The 17,269-nt window shown below is 71.7% G+C and carries 18 protein-coding genes; 8 read left to right on the forward strand and 10 right to left on the reverse strand.

Translation table 11 applies throughout. The features are described from left to right. Positions 1-10: 10 nt before the first annotated feature. From ABZ914_RS08510 to ABZ914_RS08545, 8 genes are all read right to left on the reverse strand, one after another. The gene (locus ABZ914_RS08510) at positions 11-901 is read right to left on the reverse strand and encodes a TauD/TfdA dioxygenase family protein (RefSeq protein WP_500192399.1); all 891 of its coding nucleotides are present in this window, start codon (positions 899-901) and stop codon (positions 11-13) included. A gap of 14 nt (positions 902-915) precedes the next feature. After that, positions 916-1,752, reverse strand: coding sequence for an ABC transporter permease (locus ABZ914_RS08515; RefSeq protein ID WP_190868427.1), 837 nt, complete (start codon positions 1,750-1,752; stop codon positions 916-918). Further along, complete coding sequence (locus ABZ914_RS08520; protein WP_500192400.1) at positions 1,749-2,555, reverse strand: ABC transporter ATP-binding protein; 807 nt, start codon at positions 2,553-2,555, stop codon at positions 1,749-1,751. Before ABZ914_RS08520 ends, ABZ914_RS08515 begins: the two co-directional genes overlap by 4 nt. Next, the gene (locus ABZ914_RS08525; RefSeq protein ID WP_500192401.1) at positions 2,552-3,595 is read right to left on the reverse strand and encodes an ABC transporter substrate-binding protein; all 1,044 of its coding nucleotides are present in this window, start codon (positions 3,593-3,595) and stop codon (positions 2,552-2,554) included. The genes ABZ914_RS08520 and ABZ914_RS08525 overlap by 4 nt, the downstream gene beginning before the upstream one ends. Positions 3,596-3,703: 108 nt before the next feature. Continuing rightward, on the reverse strand, positions 3,704-3,781 hold the full coding sequence (locus ABZ914_RS08530) for a putative leader peptide (RefSeq protein WP_372442534.1): 78 nt from the start codon (positions 3,779-3,781) through the stop codon (positions 3,704-3,706). 122 nt (positions 3,782-3,903) lie between these two features. Then, the gene (locus ABZ914_RS08535) at positions 3,904-4,188 is read right to left on the reverse strand and encodes a DUF6295 family protein (protein WP_190868424.1); all 285 of its coding nucleotides are present in this window, start codon (positions 4,186-4,188) and stop codon (positions 3,904-3,906) included. A 14-nt stretch (positions 4,189-4,202) separates the two neighbouring features. Further along, on the reverse strand, positions 4,203-4,946 hold the full coding sequence (locus ABZ914_RS08540; protein WP_500192402.1) for a dienelactone hydrolase family protein: 744 nt from the start codon (positions 4,944-4,946) through the stop codon (positions 4,203-4,205). A gap of 148 nt (positions 4,947-5,094) precedes the next feature. After that, positions 5,095-5,931, reverse strand: coding sequence for an undecaprenyl-diphosphate phosphatase (locus tag ABZ914_RS08545; protein WP_190868422.1), 837 nt, complete (start codon positions 5,929-5,931; stop codon positions 5,095-5,097). Between the two features lie 269 nt (positions 5,932-6,200). Between ABZ914_RS08545 and ABZ914_RS08550 the strand changes: the two genes are divergently transcribed. From ABZ914_RS08550 to murJ, 7 genes are all read left to right on the forward strand, one after another. Next, positions 6,201-8,924 carry a DUF4118 domain-containing protein gene (locus ABZ914_RS08550; protein WP_500192403.1) on the forward strand — a complete coding sequence of 908 codons (2,724 nt, stop codon included), beginning with the start codon at positions 6,201-6,203 and terminating at the stop codon, positions 8,922-8,924. Between the two features lie 294 nt (positions 8,925-9,218). After that, complete coding sequence (locus tag ABZ914_RS08555; RefSeq protein WP_500192404.1) at positions 9,219-9,824, forward strand: hypothetical protein; 606 nt, start codon at positions 9,219-9,221, stop codon at positions 9,822-9,824. Positions 9,825-9,871: 47 nt separating this feature from the next. Then, on the forward strand, positions 9,872-10,546 hold the full coding sequence (locus ABZ914_RS08560; RefSeq protein WP_500192405.1) for a response regulator: 675 nt from the start codon (positions 9,872-9,874) through the stop codon (positions 10,544-10,546). Positions 10,547-10,805: 259 nt separating this feature from the next. Next, positions 10,806-10,985 (forward strand): hypothetical protein, encoded by a 180-nt coding sequence (locus ABZ914_RS08565; RefSeq protein WP_190852006.1) that lies wholly within the window; start codon positions 10,806-10,808, stop codon positions 10,983-10,985. Positions 10,986-11,459: 474 nt separating this feature from the next. Then, positions 11,460-12,440 (forward strand): hypothetical protein, encoded by a 981-nt coding sequence (locus ABZ914_RS08570; RefSeq protein ID WP_500192407.1) that lies wholly within the window; start codon positions 11,460-11,462, stop codon positions 12,438-12,440. A 658-nt stretch (positions 12,441-13,098) separates the two neighbouring features. Next, positions 13,099-13,278 carry a hypothetical protein gene (locus ABZ914_RS08575; protein ID WP_500192409.1) on the forward strand — a complete coding sequence of 60 codons (180 nt, stop codon included), beginning with the start codon at positions 13,099-13,101 and terminating at the stop codon, positions 13,276-13,278. Then, positions 13,275-14,864, forward strand: a complete 1,590-nt coding sequence (gene murJ, locus ABZ914_RS08580; RefSeq protein ID WP_500192410.1) for a murein biosynthesis integral membrane protein MurJ — start codon at positions 13,275-13,277, stop codon at positions 14,862-14,864. The genes ABZ914_RS08575 and murJ overlap by 4 nt, the downstream gene beginning before the upstream one ends. A 479-nt stretch (positions 14,865-15,343) precedes the next feature. On the opposite strand, the gene ABZ914_RS08585 is transcribed toward murJ, so the two are convergent. Together ABZ914_RS08585 and ABZ914_RS08590 are read right to left on the reverse strand one after the other, a co-directional pair. After that, positions 15,344-15,712, reverse strand: a complete 369-nt coding sequence (locus ABZ914_RS08585) for a VOC family protein (protein ID WP_500192411.1) — start codon at positions 15,710-15,712, stop codon at positions 15,344-15,346. 30 nt (positions 15,713-15,742) lie between these two features. Continuing rightward, on the reverse strand, positions 15,743-16,516 hold the full coding sequence (locus ABZ914_RS08590; protein WP_500192412.1) for an SDR family oxidoreductase: 774 nt from the start codon (positions 16,514-16,516) through the stop codon (positions 15,743-15,745). A gap of 79 nt (positions 16,517-16,595) precedes the next feature. Here ABZ914_RS08590 and ABZ914_RS08595 point away from each other — a divergent pair, with 79 nt between their 5' ends. Continuing rightward, positions 16,596-17,174, forward strand: a complete 579-nt coding sequence (locus ABZ914_RS08595; RefSeq protein ID WP_500192413.1) for a TetR/AcrR family transcriptional regulator — start codon at positions 16,596-16,598, stop codon at positions 17,172-17,174. Positions 17,175-17,269: the final 95 nt, after the last annotated feature.

The following is a 17,269-nucleotide window of genomic DNA, read 5'->3' on the forward strand; positions in this document are numbered from 1 at the left end:
GCCGGCAGTGCTACGCCGCGGCGGCCTCCGCGGCCGGGGTGTAGTGCCCGGCGTCGTCGCCTTCGATGATGCGGCTGGACCCGCCGTCCACGCCCACGGGCACGTCGCCCGCGACGGTGACGCGGTGCAGCACGCGCGGCAGGTCGCCGTAGTCGTCGGGCGCGTAGTGCTGGGTGATGCGGTTGTCGAACAGCACGAGGTCGCCGGGGTTCCACGCCACCCGCACGATGTTCTCCGGACGGGTCACGTACCGCTGCAGCAGCCGCAGGATGTCGCGCGACTCGGTGCCGGACAGCCCCACGATCTCCTGCGCGAACCCGCCGATGAACAGGCCGCGCTCGCCCGTCTCCGGGTGCACCCGCACCACCGGGTGGGCGGTCCGGTAGCGGCGCGCGGTGAACACCTTCCGGTACTCCAGCGCCTTCTCGGTGTTGCTGCGCGGCACCGCGTAGTCGTAGTCGTTGGTGTGCACGGCCCACAGCCGGTCGGCGAAGTCCCGCAGCTGGTCCGGCAGGTCGCGGTAGGCGGCGGCGGAGTTGGCGATGAGCGTGTTGCCGCCGTACGGCGGGACGACCAGGGCGCGCAGCGTGCTGAGCTTCGGCGGCGTCCGGACGAAGGTGACGTCGGTGTGCCAGTTGTTGGACCGGATGCCCTCCTCGCCGTTCACCGGGAGGATGTCGGGCTGCCCGTCCACGGACGGGACGGTCGGGTGCGCCCTGGTCAGCTCCCCGAACCGGGAGGCGAAGCGGAGCTGGCCCTCGTCGTCGAGGCCGGCGCCGCGGAACACCAGCACCTTGTGCGCGAGCAGCGCGTCGTTGACCTCCTTGAAGGGCAGGTCGTTCGGGTCGGCCCCGGTGTACTCGGCGCCGATGCGGCCGCCGATGCGACGGAATTCGGTCATGATGCGGGCCCTTTCTAGCGGCGGACGGTGGGGTCGGCGAGCCGCAGCAGCAGCCGCAGCAGGCCGTCGAAGGCGAAGCCGAGCACGGCGATCTCGGCGATCCCGCTGAAGATCAGCGGCGTCTGGAGGTAGTTGCCGGCCTGCAGGATGAGGTAGCCGACGCCGCCGGTGGCGGCGATCATCTCGGCGGCGATGATGGCGGTCCACGCGCCGCCCATCGCGATCCGCATCCCGGTGATGACGCCGGGCACGGCGGCGCGCAGCCGGACGTGCAGCATGGTGTGCAGCTGCGAGGCGCCGAGGCTGCGGCTGGCGTTCAGCAGGTCGGGCGGGACGGCGTCGAGCGCGCCGAGCGTCGCGACCGTCACGATCGGCAGCACCCCGAAGAAGATCAGCGCGATCTTCGAGGTCTCGCCGATCCCGAACCAGACCACCAGCAGCGGGATGAAGGCGATCGGCGGCAGCGGGCGCATGATCGCGATGAGCGGGTCGGCCAGCTCGCGGATCACCCGGACCCCGGCCATGGACGCGCCGAGCACCAGCCCGGCGGCCGTGCCGAGCAGGAACCCGGCGAGGATCCGCCCGGTGCTGATCAGCGCGTCCGCGACCAGCGTCTTGCCCTGCACCTCCGGGTACGGCTTGCGGAGGTACTCGGCGAGCGTCCGGGCGGTCTCGGTGACGGTCGGCAGCGTCACGGAGTCGCCGATGACCAGCGCGGCGACCTCCCAGACCAGCAGCGCGAGGGCGATCGCGCCGGCGCCGGTCCACAGCCGCCGCCACGACCGCGACGGTCCGGGCGCGGCGCCCGCCGCGGCGGCGGCCGCCGCCGGTGCCTCGGTCGTCGTCGTCATCGCTCCAGCACCTCCCGGATGCGCCGCTTGGCGTTCACGAACGCGAGCGTCTCGGTGTCCTCGTAGGAGCGGGGGCGCGGCAGCTCGATGTCGATGACGTCCTTGGTGCCGCCGGGCGGCGCCGACAGCACGCAGACCCGGTCGCCGAGCAGGGCCGCCTCCTCGACGTCGTGCGTGACGAAGACGATCGTGGTGCGGTGCCGCTGCCACAGCTCCAGCAGGAAGCGCTGCATGGCGGCGCGGGTGATGGCGTCCAGCGCGCCGAACGGCTCGTCCATCAGCAGCACGCCGGGCCGGTTGACCAGCACCCGCGCGAACGCGGCCCGGTGCCGCATGCCGCCGGACAGCTCGTGCGGGTAGGCGTCGCGGGCGTCGGCGAGCCCGACGGTCTCCAGCAGCCGCTCGGCGTCCTCGCGGACCCGCGGGGTCAGCGCGCCGCGCGCCTTCGGCCCGTACAGGACGTTCTGCCAGGTCGTCAGCCAGGGGAACAGGTTCGGCGTCTGGAACAGCACGCCCCGGTCGTGGCCGGGGCCGGTGACGGGCCGGCCGCCGACCAGCACCTCGCCGGAGTCGGCGGAGGTGAACCCGGCGAGGATGTTCAGCAGCGTCGACTTCCCGCAGCCGGACGGCCCGAGCAGGCACAGGAACTCGCCCGGCCGCACGTCGAGGGTCACGCCGTCCAGCGCGGGACGGCCGGGGCGGCGTCGCCGGCTGAACGTCTTGCGGACGTCGCGCAGCCGCACCCCGGTCGGCTCGTCGGCGGCGGGCTCGGCGACCGCCGCCTCGGTCTCGGTCGTGCTCATTTGCACCCTCCCGACTGGGCCTTGTCCCAGAAGGCCGGATCGATGTGCCGGGCGATCTCCGCGGTGTCCGGGACGCTCTTCGCCCGGCCCTGCGTCACGAGGAACTCCGCGGTGAGCTTGAAGTTCTGGGCGAGCCTGCCGCTCGCTGACGTCCCGTCCGGGCCCTTCAGCCACCCCGTCTCCTCCGCCGCGGGGATGTAGGGGTAGCTCTTGGTCGCGGCGATGGCGTCCGCCGGCGCGGCGCCGAGGAACTTGGACGCCGGGGTGATGTACTTGTCGGCCTGCGGGCCCTTCACCAGCGTCTCCGCCTTGGAGATCTGGCAGACGAGCGCCTGCACCACGTCGGCGTGCTGCTTGGCGTAGGCCGAGGAGACCGCGAGCATGTTGACGGCCGCGAAGCCGAGCTTGGCGATGTCGGCGGAGCCGACCAGGACGCGGGCCTTGTGCTTCTGCAGCTCGAGTAGGAACGACTGGCTGATGTAGACCGAGTCGATCTTTCCGGCCTTCCAGGCGGCGGCCTCGGCGGCCTCGCTGGCGAAGCTCGCGATCTGCACCTTCGAGGTCAGGCCCTGCGACTTCAGCCAGCCGCGCAGCTGGAAGTCCAGCGTGGAGCCGACGAGCACGCCGACCTTCCGCAGGTCGCCCGGCGCCTTGATCTTGTCGTTGACGGCCAGGCCGGAGGCGTCGATGCTCTCGACGTAGACGGCCTTCACGTCGGTCCCGCTGGTGAAGGCGCCGGTGAACGGCGGGTTCCCGACGCCGGAGACGAACGGGAACGCGCCGGCGCGCAGCTGCGCCATCCCGGCGACGCCGCTGTCGATCGGCTGCAGCCGGATCTTGGCGGGCACCTTGCCGGCCAGGTCGCCGTTCGCGGCGACGATCGCCTCGGGGCCGGCGACCGCGCCCTGGAAGTAGCCGATCTTGACGGTGCCGGTGTCGCCGCGCGCGGACGTCCCGCACCCCGCCGCGGCGAGCGCGAGGCCGGCCGCGGCGGCGGTGATCCGGACGAGGGGTCTTCCGGGCAGGGGTTCTCTGAGCATGGGAAAGGTGTGTTCCTCGGGCGAGCGGCCGGCTCGTGCCCTGGGGTGGGCGCCGGACCTGGGGGACGGGACGGGCGGGCTCCGCGGGGCGGAGCCGCGGGCGGGTCGTCAGGCCGGACAGCCCGCGGCCGTGACGCGGAGCAGGTCCACGTGGCGGCGGCGGACGAGGCGGGGCCGGAGGCGCATGCCGGTATGAGAACACGCCGGGGCGGCACTATGCAACTATTCCTACTGGTTTAACCTGAAATAGCCGGGCCGGACCGCCCCCGAGCCGGGTGCGCGCCCGCCCGGGGGGACCCGGGGCGGGCTCAGGCGGTGCGCCGCCCGGCGGCGGAGGCCATGCCGGGCGGGGCGGAGGCGAGGGCCTTCTGGATGGCCTCGACGAGCGCGAGCGCCGCCTCCTCGGTCAGCTCCACGGCGACCCGCGCGGACGGCCCCTCGGACGGGTTCGTGAAGTCGATGTTCAGCGTGTGCTCGTTCGTCGAGTGGAACGGGTGGTCGACGTAGACCGCCCCGTCCGTCAGCGTGAACCAGCCGGACGCGCCCTTGGCGGCCCCGGCCAGCTCGACCTTGTGGGTCTGGTAGGTGCACATGCGGGTGTCCTCCCTCAGGACGCGAGGTGCCGGCCGAAGAAGTCGAAGATGCGCTTCCAGCCGTCGACGGCGGCCTCGGGCCGGTAGGAGGTCCGCTCGACGGAGAAGAACGCGTGCCCGGCGCCCGGGTAGCTGTGGAACTCGTGCTCCTTGCCGAGCCGCGTCAGCTCCGCGTCCAGCTCGGCGACCTCGTCCGGCGCGGGGAACTGGTCGTCCTCGCCGAACAGCCCGAGCAGCGGGCAGGACAGGTCGGCGGCCCGCGAGATCAGCGGAGCGGCCTTCAGCGGGAAGTCCGCCGGCGGCTCCCTCACCACGAACGCGCCGTAGCAGTCCACGGCCGCGTCGAGGTCCAGCGACACCGCCGCGAGGAACGACTGCCGCCCGCCCGAGCAGTACCCGATCACGCCGACCCTGCCGTTGGCGCCCTCCAGGCCGTTGAGGTGCCCGGCGGCGCCGGCGACGTCCCCGACGAGCTGCTCGTCGGGCACGCCGCCCTTCGCGCGGGCGGCGGCGGCCTGGTCGTCGGGAGCGACGTCCCTGCCCTCCCGCGAGTACAGGTTCGGGCAGATCGCCGCGTAGCCCCGCGCGGCGAAGGTGCGGGTGATCTGCTTGGTGCCCTCGTCGTAGCCGGGCAGGTGGTGGATCACGACCACGCCGCCGCGCGGCCGGTCGCCGAGCGGGCGGGCCAGGTACGCCTCGAGCTCGGCGCCCTCGTGGCCGGTGATCGAGACGGTCCCGGCCTGCATCTGGTCTGTCATGGGTGCGCAACGCTCCGTATGCGGATGGGGACACGGTCGGTCGCGCGGTCCGCGAGCCGGCCGTGCGGACCGTGCCAGTCTGCCCCATGGCCCCGCCGGGACGGCGGGCGCCCCGCCGCGGTCCCGGGACGTTCCCGCGGGGCGCCGGTCAGCCGTTCAGCGTGCCGGCCCCGAGCAGCCCGAACAGCAGCAGGCCGACCGCGACCCGGTACACCACGAACGCGGTGAACGTGTGCCGCGCGACGAACCGCAGCAGCCAGGCGATCGAGGCGTAGGCGACGACGAACGACACCGCGGTGCCGATCGCGAGCGGCAGCGCGCTCTCCCCGGACCCGAGGGCGCCGGGCAGCTCGTACAGGCCGGCGCCGGTCAGCGCGGGGATGCCCATGAAGAACGACAGGCGGGTGGCGGCGAGGCGGTCGAGGTTCAGCAGCAGGCCCGTCGAGATCGTCGCGCCGGACCGGGAGAAGCCGGGGAACAGCAGCGCGAGGATCTGCGAGGAGCCGACGAGCATCGCGTCCCAGAAGCCGGTGTCGTCCTCGCCGCGCTTGTTGCGGCCGTACCGGTCGGCGAGCCACATCACGACGCTGCCGACGATCAGCGAGCCGGCCACCACCCACAGCGAGGCGAGCGGCCCCTCGATGAGCGGCTTGGCGGCGACCCCGACGATGACGACGGGGATGGTGGCGAAGATGACCCACCACGCGAACTTGTAGTCGTGGTGGTACCGCTCCTCCTTGTTCGCCAGGCCCTTGAACCAGGCCCCGACGATCCGGACGATGTCGGAGAAGAAGTAGACCAGGACGGCGGCGATGGCGCCGACCTGGATGACGGCGGTGAACCCGACGACGCCTTTGTCGTCCACCGGGACGTCCATGAGCCCTTCGGCGATCTTCAGGTGCCCGGTGGAGGACACCGGCAGGAACTCGGTGAGGCCCTCGACGACGCCGAGGACGATGGACTGGCCGACGTTGATCACGCTCACTGGACGGTTCCCTCACGCCTCGTCACCGGCTGGGTGCCGCGAGCCTACCCCTCGCGGGGGCCGCGCGCGGCGCGCCTGGCCGGAGCCGGGCGCGGCGGCGTGTCGAACGCGTGAAGATCGGGTGCGGCGGCGTAGGGAACGCGTCAAGACGCCGTTCCCGTCCGAATACCGCTGTGCCGTCCGAATACCGTGGTGGCAGGGCCGGACGCGCCGGCGCGCGGCCGCGCGACGAGGCGGCCCCGGTCCGGGCTGAGAAGGGGAGGCAGGCCATGGGCAGGGGGCGGCTCCGCGTCTACCTCGGGGCGGCTCCCGGCGTGGGCAAGACCTACGCGATGCTCTGCGAGGGCAGACGGCGGCTGGAGCGCGGCACCGACGTCGTCGTGGGCTACGTCGAGACGCACGGCCGGCCGCGCACCGCCGCGCTGCTGGACGGCCTGGAGGTCGTCCCGCGCCGCACCCTGACCCATCGCGGCGCGGCCTTCACCGAGCTGGACGCGCAGGCAGTGATCGACCGGGCCCCGGCGGTCGCGCTGATCGACGAGCTGGCGCACACCAACGTCCCGGGCAGCCGCGACGCCAAGCGCTGGCAGGACGTCGAGCGGATCCTCGACGCCGGCATCGACGTGATAACCACGGTCAACATCCAGCACCTGGAGTCGGTGAACGACGTCGTCGAGGAGATCACCGGGGTGGCGCAGCGCGAGACGCTCCCCGACGAGGTGGTCCGCCGGGCCGACCAGGTGGAGCTGGTCGACATGGCGCCGGAGGCGCTGCGCCGCCGGATGGCGCACGGCAACGTCTACGCGCCCGAGAAGGTCGACGCGGCGCTGTCGAACTACTTCCGCGTCGGCAACCTCACCGCGCTGCGCGAGCTGGCGCTGCTCTGGCTGGCGGGCAAGGTCGACGAGCAGCTCGACCGGTACCGCGCCGACCACGGCATCGACCGGACGTGGGAGGCCCGCGAACGCGTCGTCGTCGCCCTCACCGGCGGCCCCGAGGGCGACACCCTCATCCGCCGCGCCGCCCGCATCGCCGACCGCACCAAGGGCGCCGACCTGCTCGCCGTCCACGTCACCCGCGGCGACGGCCTCGCCGGCGCGGGACCGGCGCTGCTCGCCCGCCAGCGCGACCTCGTCGAGGGCCTCGGCGGCACCTACCACCAGGTCGTCGGCGACGACGTGCCGCGCGCGCTCCTGGAGTTCGCGAGCGCGGTGAACGCCACGCAGCTCGTCATGGGCGTGTCGCGGCGCAGCCGCCTGTCGCGGGCGCTGCTGCCCGGCGTCGGCGTCACCACCACCGCGCTGTCCGGCCCGATCGACGTGCACATGGTCACCCACGAGCAGGCGCACCGGAGCCTGCGCCGGCCGAAGGACGGCGGCCCGAACCTGCCGCTGCGGCGCCGCCTCGCCGGCTACGCGCTCGCCGTCCTCGGCCTGCCGCTGCTCACCTTCGCGCTCACGGAGCTGCGCGGCTCGTTCTCGCTGCCCTCCCAGATCATGTTCTTCCTCGCCGCGGTCGTCGCGGTCGCGCTCGCCGGCGGGCTGTGGCCCGCGCTGCTGGCCGCCGTGGCGGGCTCCCTGCTGCTGAACTTCTACTTCACGCCGCCGCTGCACACCCTCACCATCGCCCAGCACGAGAACCTGATCGCGCTCGCGGTGTTCCTGCTGGTCGCGGCGGGCGTCAGCGGGGTGGTCGACACCGCCGCGCGGCGCTCCCGGGACGCCGCCCGGTTCGGCGCCGACGCCGAGGTGCTGTCCACCCTCGCCGGGAACGTGCTGCGCGGCGAGCACGCGCCGATCGCGGGGCCCGGCGGCTACAGCGCGCTGGGGAACATCCTCGAACGGCTCCGCGAGACCTACGCGCTCACCACCGTCACGCTGCTGGAACGCGACCCGGACGCGCCGGTGACACCCGACACCCTGCGCGACCCGGACCGCTGGGGGATCGTCGCCACCGCCGGCGGCGAACCCTGCACCAGCCCGGACGCCGGCGAGTCCGACATCCTGGTCGAGGACGGCACGCTCTCCCTCGTCCTGCGGGGCCGGACGCTGCCCGCCTCGGACCGCCGCGTTCTCGAGGCGTTCGCCGCCCAGGCCGCCGTCGCGCTGCGGCACCAGCGCCTCGCCGAGACCGCCCGCCAGATCCGCCCGCTGGAAGCCGCCGACAAGATGCGCACCGCGCTGCTCAACGCCGTCAGCCACGACCTGCGCACCCCGCTCGCCTCCGCCAAGGCCGCCGTCGAGAGCCTGCACAGCCCCGACGTCGCGTGGAGCGCCGAGGACCAGGACGAGCTGGTCGCCACCGCCGCCGAATCCCTGGCCAGGCTCGACCACCTGGTGGCCAACCTGCTGGACATGAGCCGCCTCCAGGCCGGGTCGCTCGGCATCTCCCCGAGCCGGGTCGCGGCCGAGGACGTCGTCGCCCGCGCGATCGGCGACACCGACCGGGACGCCGTCGAGATCCACATCCCCGACGGCCTGCCCGAGATGGTCGCCGACCCGGCGCTCCTGGAGCGCGTCCTGGCGAACCTCATCGCCAACGCCGTGCGCTTCAACCCGCACGGCGAGCCCGTCGTGATCACCGCCAGCGCCCACGGCGACCGGCTCGAACTGCGCGTCATCGACCGCGGCCCCGGCATCCCGCCCGCCGACCGCGACCGGGTCTTCCAGCCCTTCCAGCGCCTCGGCGACCGCGACAACGAGACCGGGGTCGGCCTCGGCCTGGCCCTCGCCCGCGGCCTCGCCGAAGCCATGGACGGGGACATCACCCCGGAGGAGACCCCGGGCGGCGGCCTCACCATGATCCTCACCATGCCGGTCCGCCGCCCGCACCCCCCGTCCGAGGCGCCCTCCGGAGCCACCGCCGGCCCGGCGGCCGACTCGGGGGAGGGCGCCACGGAGGCCGACCTCGCCGACCCCAGGATCATCGACCGGGTCGCCGCCTGGCGCGACCGCATCGGCCAAGGCAACGATCGCGCGGGGCCCTCCCAATGATCGCGACGGCAGACGATGAGGCGAACAACCGGAACGTCGCAGACCGCGCCCGGACAGCCTGGCTCGCATGTCGTCCATGGGCTGACGGACGCCGCTTCTGATGGGTCGCGCCGAACCGCACCTCCTCCGCAGGCGGCGGCGTCCTTGAGCGTGGTGGGAGGCGTGCCGTCAGGGAGGCGTCAAGATTCCCGGCGGGGGCGTCAACAAGACGTAGTGATCCCGAACAAGGCTGCGACCCGGCCCTAGCGTGGGTTTTGCGGGTGCGGGCCTTGCAAGGCGCATTCGCGAAAAGCGATGTGGCGGCAGAACGCCGCAAATTGGGGGCACGCGATGGATCGCTTGGAATCGGCAGCCTGGCCGCTGGCCGGCGGCGCACTGTGCGCTTTCTTCCTCGCGGTCGTGCTCAAGGATGTGGACTGGCGGATCGCCTGCGCGGCCGTGGCGGTTTCGGTCGCCTGCTGGGCACTGCGGGCCCCGATGGCGGCCGCGGCCGCGCTCGGGGCGATCGGCTGGCTGTTCGTGACCGGCTTCGACATCGCCAAGGACGGAGACCTCACCGTCGGCGGGGCATCCGGCTTGATCGCGCTCGGTGCCCTGGTCGGGGCGGGCCTGGCCACGAGCCTCGGCGGTCGGTGGCTGGGCGCCTTCCGGAGGATCGCGAAGTCCGCCCTCGCTCGCGCATCCGCCGAACGGCCCGACGACGAGCAGGGCCGTTTCCCCGTCCAGGACCTGTCGTTCCAGCCGCTGGACGCGCCGCTGCCGCCCAGCGACCGTCCCGCGGACGAGAACGGCGAGCACCACCGGCCGGAGCAAGAGACGCAGGTCGTCCCGCCTCAACGCGACCGGCGTGCCGATCGCACCGGTGACCGGCAGATCCACCAAGACGCTCATCAGAGGTGACCAGTGCTCTTCCCCATCGAGATCGTGAGCCGCCAGGACGAACGGCCATGACGCGCGTCCTCGTGGTCGACGACTCACCGCAGATCCTCGCGACCCTCCGGCTCAACCTCCGCGCCCGCAGCTACCAGGTGCAGGTCGCTCCGGACGGCAAGGGCGCCCTCACCGGTGCCGCGGAATGGCATCCGGACCTGGTGATCCTCGACCTCGGGCTCCCCGACATGGACGGGGTCGACGTGATCCGCGGGCTGCGAGGCTGGTCGGCGGTGCCGATCATCGTCCTGTCCGGACGGGTCGAAAGCGGCGACAAGGTCGACGCCCTGGACGCCGGCGCCGACGACTACGTGACCAAGCCCTTCGGCGTCGACGAGCTGCTGGCCCGGATCCGCGCGATCACCCGCCGGGTGCCCGCCGACGACCTGCCCACCGTGGACGTCGGCCGCCACTCGGTCGACCTGAAGGGAAAGATCGTCCACGGTCCGGGCGGGACCCGCGTCCATCTCACCCCCACCGAATGGGGACTGCTGGAGATCCTGGTGCGCAACCCCGGCAAGCTCATCTCGCAGCGACGGCTCCTCACCGAGGTCTGGAGCCCGAACCACCTCAGCGAGACCAACTACCTGCGCGTCTACCTGGCCTCGCTCCGCCGCAAGCTGGAGGACGACCCGTCCCGCCCGCGGCACTTCATCACCGAGCCCGGAATGGGCTACCGGTTCGAGCCCTGACCCGGTCCGCCTCGACCATCGCCCACAGCGCCCGGATGCATCCTCGCGTTGCCCGGCACCGCGATCTCGGCATGCTTCATCGCACTTGAGCTGAATGTCTGCTTCTGAAGCCGTCCTCCACGGATGATCGAGTGTTCCGAGGTCAGTGAGATGACACACCTGGCCCGGCTTGCTTAACTATGGACGATCTTGTCGTTACTGTCGTACCCCAGGGTCGGCGAGGCGGTCACCGGAGGTAACGATGCGGTCCGGACGGTGGATGCTCCTCACCTGGCTGGTCATCGGAGCACTCGCTGCGGGACAGCGCCACTACTACGCCCACTTCAACGGCAGTTGCGGCCAGTTCGCCACCATCGGAATCACCCTGGTCTCCGGTCCGCTCAACTACATCGGTCTCAACCCCACCGCTTCCTGCAAGGTTCCGCAGCCGAGCAAGTGACGCGTCGGGCTCCACCACCGCGTCCTCGTGAGCCTTCCAACGACACTGGTGCGGGAGAACCCGAGCGGGGGCGTGCGTCAACCACCTGGCCGGTTCCCTGTGCTGGCAGGACGAGGCGCTGCTGGCGTGCGACCTCTGGATGCCAGGGCTGCGGGGGACCGTCCTGAGCGCCACCGCTCATCCGACCGCCTCGTGGGTGACACGGGCGGCCAGAAACCTGGTCATGCATTTGGAAGCCGCCGGCCGCCGGGCACGGCACCAGGTCCGCGACCACGACGGCAAGTTCGCCCCTCCGTCCTGGCCGATGCCGGCGTCCAGACGGTGCTGACCGAGGGCGCTGATGCCCCCAGGTATTCGGTGGGAACAACGCTTTTTCGCCCTCTGTTCGAGCCGGTTCCGGACCATGCGACAACCGTTGTGTTGGAAGAGACGTCCACTTTGCGGGCGATTGTCGTGCCTGGTCGAGGAGGACTGATGGACACGGTGGTGCTGCGCCGGCGCGGGGTCGTCTCGCTCTTGGACCGACCCCTGCAGGCCGCGGGGTACGCACTCGGCTTCGCCGGAATGGTCGCCGTCGGATACGTGACCAGCGGGTGGTCGGCGGCCCTGCTCATGGTGGGCTGGACGATCGTCGCCGTAGGGGTCTTGACGGTCTTCCCACGCCGGGTGCTGACCGCCGATCGCCACGGCATCTCGGCAGGGATCGGTCGCGACCAGCGGGACTTTCGCTGGAACGAGATCGCGCAACTGGTCGTCTCCGCCGGCCGCGGCGATCAGGTCTCCGTCGGTGTCCAGGCCAGGGTGAGTGCTCTGCCCCCACGCCCATTGGACCGCGTGAAAGAACTGCAACGCCGCTTATTCGACGGCGCCCGGGTGGGCGCTGTCCGCCGCGACAAGCCCTTCGCTCTCGCCTTCGAGTCGCGCTGCATGGCCTCGTCCGCCCGCGAACTGGCCGAACAACTCCAGAGTCTGGCACCGGTGCCAGTTGCCGGTCCCGGCACCGAACCTCATGCGCCCGAACCTTATGCCATCCGAGCCCGGTCCCGGTCGGCCCTGCTCTTCGCCGCCTTCCTCGTCGCCTGGAATGGCGGTCTCGGAACGGTATGGGCGATCGGCCTGTCCCGTGAATACCCGCACGCGCTCCTTCCGCTGATCATCGTCGGCGTAGGCATCGCGCTGATCGTGGCCGACTTCCTGATCCCCCGGGAGACGCTGACGGCGGACGGGGCCGGGCTGCGGTTCGACGGGGAGTTCCTCGCCTGGAACCAGATCGAGGCGATCGAGGTGGCGCCGAGCGGGAACGGCACCGAACTCGGTATCCGGACGACCGGCTCCGCCGCGATGGTCGAGCCGCACGTGCGGCGCCGGCTCCCCGGCGTGCGCGTCGACCCGACCCGCCTCACCACTGCGGCACCTGCTCATGTGTCCATCGACCTAACCGCTGAGCAGACCTGACCCCGGTTTCCAACCGGCCCCAGGGCGTTCCGGGTGTTCGCCAGCTCGGAGCCTTCGTCCCGTACACGTTCAGATTCCGGGGCCAGCACAAGTGTCGGCCGCCGGTGGAGCAGGGCACTGGAGACGGTCGCCGTCGGGCGACTCGACCATCGCGATCCCGCGACAGGCGGCGCGGTGGGTATCGCCGAGGGCAGCCTGGTCGAGGCGCCTTCCGTAGCCGACGGCCACGGCCACGCCGCCTGCCGCGACCACATCGGCCTCGACCGTTTCGACGGGCAGTTCCGATCGCCGAGGCCACGGCGTCCGGGTCGGCGGTGGTGCTCAGCGCCCGCAGCGGCGCGTCCCGATGCCAGGAGTAGTTGCCATGGGTCCGTACCCACTCGTCTCCGGTACGCCAGAACCGGGACAGCGACGCGAAGCCGCTGCCGAAGCCGCGGTCGTTGCGTCTCGCCGCAGACCGCGGCGGCGTCGCGTCCACAACCCGGCTGCTGGACGAACGGCGGCCGACATCACCCCAATCGCCCGCAGCTCAGGCAGTCCGAGGGAAGTACCCGATCACGGCAACAGGCCGCCGCCTGCCCGCGTAACGGGCTAGGGGAGGCAGATAGGTGGTCAGTTCAACCGTCAGGTGATCGAGGCTCAACGGTACGCTCGCCGTGTGGGCGAACTGATCGGCTGCGCCAGAGGCTCGACCGCCGCTGCTCTAGAGTCCCTTGCTCCCCAGCGTGGTGGCGCTCAGGTGCCCGCGATCACCGCTGACTACACCTTCGCCCACCTGCTGGAGGTCTTGTTCGTCGGCCGCGCCGTCGGCACCACTGCGGCGGGAGCGTCTTCATGACGGCAGAGGCGCCCTTGATGCGGACCGGGCGGGCGATGGCGATCGCCACCATGGTGTCGCGGGTCACCGGGTTCGTACGCACGATGGTCCTGGTCGCCGCTCTCGGGCTGGGGACGAGGCTGCTGGATGCCTACACAGCGGCCAATGTCACCCCGAACACGATCTATGAGTTGGTGATGGGCGGGGCGGTGGCCAGCGTGGTCGTGCCGCTGCTGGTCCGCACCGCCGCGGACGACGGCGTCGACGCCGACCTGTTCGCGCAGCGGCTGCTGTCCCTGGTGGTCTACGGCCTGGGTCTGGTGGTCATCGTGACCGTCATCGCCGCCCCGCTCATCGTGCAGGTGTACGTCCCCGGGTTCACTCCGCCCGAGCGGCATCTGGCGATCGTGTTCACCCGGTTCTTCATGCCCCAGATCCTCTTCTACGGGGTGAGCGCCACCCTGGCCGCGGTATTGAACGCACGCTCGCGTTTCGTCGCACCGATGTGGGCCCCCGTCGCCAACAACCTCATCGTCACCGCGACCGCCCTGGCCTTCCTGGTGATCGGCGGCACCGGGCATCTGGAAAAGCTCACCACGGGTCAGATGCTGCTGCTGTCGATCGGCACCAGCGGCGGCGTCGCCGCGCAGATGGCGGTGCTGGCCGTGACCAGCCGACGGAGCGGGTTCCGGCTCCGCCTGCACGCTGACCCGCGCGGCATCGCCGTCCGGGCGATCGCCGTCATGGCGGGTTGGACCATCGCGTCGGTGGCGGCCGCCCAGGTGGTGTTCATCGTCAGCACCCGTCTGGCTTCCCAGGCCGGGCAAGGCGCCGTCGCCGTCTACTCCAACGCCTACACCTTGTTCCAGTTGCCGTACGCCGTCATCGCGGTCACGGTCATCACCGGCGTTCTGCCGCGGATGAGCCGGGCGGCCGCCGACCGCGACCTCGCCAGGATCACCGCCGACCTGTCCCGGAGCCTTCGCCTGACCAGCGTGGCCATGGCCCCCGTCGCCGCTGCCCTGATCGTGCTCGGCCCGCTGCTGACCGGTGTGCTGTTCGACCACGGCAACGCCGCACCGGCCGCGGCCCACCTCACCGGATCGGTCTTGGCCGCCTACGGCCTGGCCTTGGTCCCGTTCGCGGGCTACCAGATCATGCTGCGCGTCTTCTACGCCCTCGGAGACACCCGCACCCCCGCCCTCGTCAGCACTGCCGTGTCCGCCGCCACCATCGCGGCCAGCCTCACCGCCGCCCACGTCTTCCACGGTGCGAACCTGGTGATCGCCCTGGCCGGCTGCACGGGCCTCGCATACGCCCTCGGCCTGGCCGCCACCGCACAGCTGCTCCGCCGACGACTCGGCCGCGTCGACGGGCACCGGCTCTTGAAAACCCACACTCGGACACTGACTGCCGCCGTCATCGCCGCTGCCGGTGCAGCCCTCATCACCCAGACGCTCGGCCCAGCCTTGGGCACAGGAACGACCGGCGCACTCACCATCATCAGCGCGGCTGCAGCAGTCGGAGCCGGGCTCTACGCCCTCACCGCCTACCTGCTGCGAATCGGCGAGCTCAAAGAACTCACATCGATGATTCGCCCCGCATGACCCTCTGACCAACAGCCCGAGCGCACGAAATCGGACACCTCTAACCGCGACGAACTTCGGCCGTCGCGCCCGCGCCCTCGGGCGGCAGTGCCGGAGCCGCTCCCATTCGCGCCGACCATCCCTTCTCCGCGGATGACCGACCGCAGGCTGCTGCGCCGGACCTGTGGCTTCCTCCTCGTCGACGGCTCGGTGCTGGCGTGGTCGCGGCGGTGGTTGCCCCGTGTGAGCTACTCGTGAATGTCCACCATGCGGGGATGATGCCCGGCCAGCCCGATCCAGCTTCGTGACCGGCGCCGACGAAGGCTTCGCCGCCGTCGGGGCCCGTCTCCGAAAGCCCAGTCGAGCCACGAGAGCACCCGGAACATCAGCGACGCCGACATCAGGGATCGCGCGCGACGTCGGGCTCCGCTAACGAACGTCGAAGGCAGCCGAGTAGGCCGGCCTTGCCGGGGCGTGCGGCGCTGCGGGCGGCGGCGGTCTCAGGACGATCGCAGGCAGAAGGGGTGTCCGGCGGGGCTGGCGTAGACCCGGCTGCCGGTGCGGGTTTCCGGGGTGACGTCGTCAGTGGGCCGCAGGCGGGTGGCGCCGGCCCCGGTGGCCGTGCGGTCGGCGGCCGCGAGGTCGTCGACGCCGAAATCGAGGTGCATCTGCTGGGAGGCGTCGTCCGGCCAGTTCGGGGCCATGTGTCCGGGGGCCGACTGGACGACGAGAACCGGGAGGCCGGGCGCCTGGATGAAGTGGTGGGTCGGCGTCCGGGTGATCGATCCGCCGAGCAGCCGGTGCCAGAAGGCGCTCTCCGCCGCGACGTCGGCGGCGTCGATGATCACGGAACTCAGAGTGATGGGCATGTGGGTCCTGTTCTTCGTGCCGATCGGTGCTCAGACGGTCGGGATGATGCCGCCGTCGACGCGGAACTGCGCTCCGGTGAGCCATTTGGCGCGGCCTGAGGCGAGGAAGGCGATCATCTCGGCGACGTCCTCGGGGTCTCCCGGGCGGCCCATGGGGACCTTGAGGTGATCCACGATCTGCCGCGTGACCTCCTCGGAGGTGACGCCCTGCTGGTCGGCCATGTGCTGGAGATGGGCGGTGGCACCGTCGGTGACGACGAAGCCAGGAAGGACGCACACCACGCGCACCCCGTGCTCGCCGACCTCGGTCGCCAGCTCGCGGCTGTAGGTGTTGAGCGCCGCCTTGGCGGCGGCGTAGGACGCCTCCGTGCGCTGCGGCAACCGGCTGGCGATCGAGGAGACGTGCACGACGACACCGGAGCGCCGCTCGACCATCCCCGGAACCAGGGCCCGGTCGAGGCGCACGGCGCTGAGCAGGTTCATCTCCAGGTCCGCCCGCCAGGACTCGTCCGACCGGCTCAGGGTCGGCGCCGGGGCGCTGGCCGCGCCCGCGTTGTTCACGAGGACGTCCACTCCGCCCAGGCGGTCGATGACCCGGCGCCCGAGTTGCGCTACGCCTTCCTGTGTCGAGAGGTCCGCTGGAATGAACGTGGCGGGAGTGTCGTCCTTGGGCCTGCTGCGGGAGGCCGTCAGCACGGTCGCGCCTGCGGCGGCGAAGCGGCGGACGGTCGCCTCGCCCAGGCCGCGGCTGCCGCCGGTGACCAGCACCCGCAGACCGTCCAACCGCTCGTCCGTGATCGGCATGCGCTTCTCCTCAATAAGATGAACCCGACTCCGGAAACCATATACGTAACCGGAACCGGACTCACCTTATGGAGGTCTGTTGCCGTCATCACGTCCGCTGCGCGCCGACGCGCGACGCAACCGCGAGGCGCTCCTGTCCGCGGCCCGGGAGGCGTTCCTCGGTGGCGACACCGACGCGCACGTGGAGGACATCGCCCGCAGCGCCGGCGTCGCCGTCGGAACGCTCTACCGCCACTTCGAGACCCGTGAGGCCCTCATCGAGGAGGTCTACCGCGCGGAGGTCGATGACCTGTGCTCCGCGCCTTCCGACCTGCTGGACCAGTACGCCCCGGACGAGGCCCTGCGGCGCTTCCTGCTGCTGCTCGTGGACCACGCGGCCGTGGGTAAAGGAATGTCCCTTGCTCTGGAGAGCATCATGGCGACGGACTCTCCGGTCTTCGACGACGCGCGCACCCGGATGGCGGACGCCCTCACCCAACTGCTCGACGCGGGCAGCGCGGCCGGCACCGTTCGCAACGACGTCTCCGGCTCGACGCTGCTGCGCGCTTTGGGCGGCATCTGCGGAATGCGTGCCACAAAGGGCTGGCTGGAGGAGGCTCGACAGATCACCGCCCTCCTCTTCGACGGCCTGCGCCACCCCGCTCCACAGGCGACCTGAACCGGACGGCGTGGCGGCGCGGCCTTTGCACAGGCCACGGCCGCTTCTCCGGACTGCATCAGGCCGCTGATCACTAATGTCCGCGATCGTGTTCG

Origin of the sequence: Spirillospora sp. NPDC046719 (genome assembly GCF_040645715.1) — a bacterium.
In the GTDB taxonomy this organism is placed as follows: Bacteria; Actinomycetota; Actinomycetes; order Streptosporangiales; family Streptosporangiaceae; genus Spirillospora.

What these genes read in the sequence shown, in the direction of transcription:
- ABZ914_RS08510 (WP_500192399.1), bottom strand. Translation starts at nt 901, where the DNA reads ATGACCGAATTCCGTCGCATCGGCGGCCGCATCGGCGCCGAGTACACC.
- ABZ914_RS08515 (WP_190868427.1), bottom strand. Translation starts at nt 1,752, where the DNA reads ATGACGACGACGACCGAGGCACCGGCGGCGGCCGCCGCCGCGGCGGGC.
- ABZ914_RS08520 (WP_500192400.1), bottom strand. Translation starts at nt 2,555, where the DNA reads ATGAGCACGACCGAGACCGAGGCGGCGGTCGCCGAGCCCGCCGCCGAC.
- ABZ914_RS08525 (WP_500192401.1), bottom strand. Translation starts at nt 3,595, where the DNA reads ATGCTCAGAGAACCCCTGCCCGGAAGACCCCTCGTCCGGATCACCGCC.
- ABZ914_RS08530 (WP_372442534.1), bottom strand. Translation starts at nt 3,781, where the DNA reads ATGCGCCTCCGGCCCCGCCTCGTCCGCCGCCGCCACGTGGACCTGCTC.
- ABZ914_RS08535 (WP_190868424.1), bottom strand. Translation starts at nt 4,188, where the DNA reads ATGTGCACCTACCAGACCCACAAGGTCGAGCTGGCCGGGGCCGCCAAG.
- ABZ914_RS08540 (WP_500192402.1), bottom strand. Translation starts at nt 4,946, where the DNA reads ATGACAGACCAGATGCAGGCCGGGACCGTCTCGATCACCGGCCACGAG.
- ABZ914_RS08550 (WP_500192403.1), top strand. Translation starts at nt 6,201, where the DNA reads ATGGGCAGGGGGCGGCTCCGCGTCTACCTCGGGGCGGCTCCCGGCGTG.
- ABZ914_RS08555 (WP_500192404.1), top strand. Translation starts at nt 9,219, where the DNA reads ATGTGGCGGCAGAACGCCGCAAATTGGGGGCACGCGATGGATCGCTTG.
- ABZ914_RS08560 (WP_500192405.1), top strand. Translation starts at nt 9,872, where the DNA reads ATGACGCGCGTCCTCGTGGTCGACGACTCACCGCAGATCCTCGCGACC.
- ABZ914_RS08565 (WP_190852006.1), top strand. Translation starts at nt 10,806, where the DNA reads ATGCTCCTCACCTGGCTGGTCATCGGAGCACTCGCTGCGGGACAGCGC.
- ABZ914_RS08570 (WP_500192407.1), top strand. Translation starts at nt 11,460, where the DNA reads ATGGACACGGTGGTGCTGCGCCGGCGCGGGGTCGTCTCGCTCTTGGAC.
- murJ (WP_500192410.1), top strand. Translation starts at nt 13,275, where the DNA reads ATGACGGCAGAGGCGCCCTTGATGCGGACCGGGCGGGCGATGGCGATC.
- ABZ914_RS08585 (WP_500192411.1), bottom strand. Translation starts at nt 15,712, where the DNA reads ATGCCCATCACTCTGAGTTCCGTGATCATCGACGCCGCCGACGTCGCG.
- ABZ914_RS08590 (WP_500192412.1), bottom strand. Translation starts at nt 16,516, where the DNA reads ATGCCGATCACGGACGAGCGGTTGGACGGTCTGCGGGTGCTGGTCACC.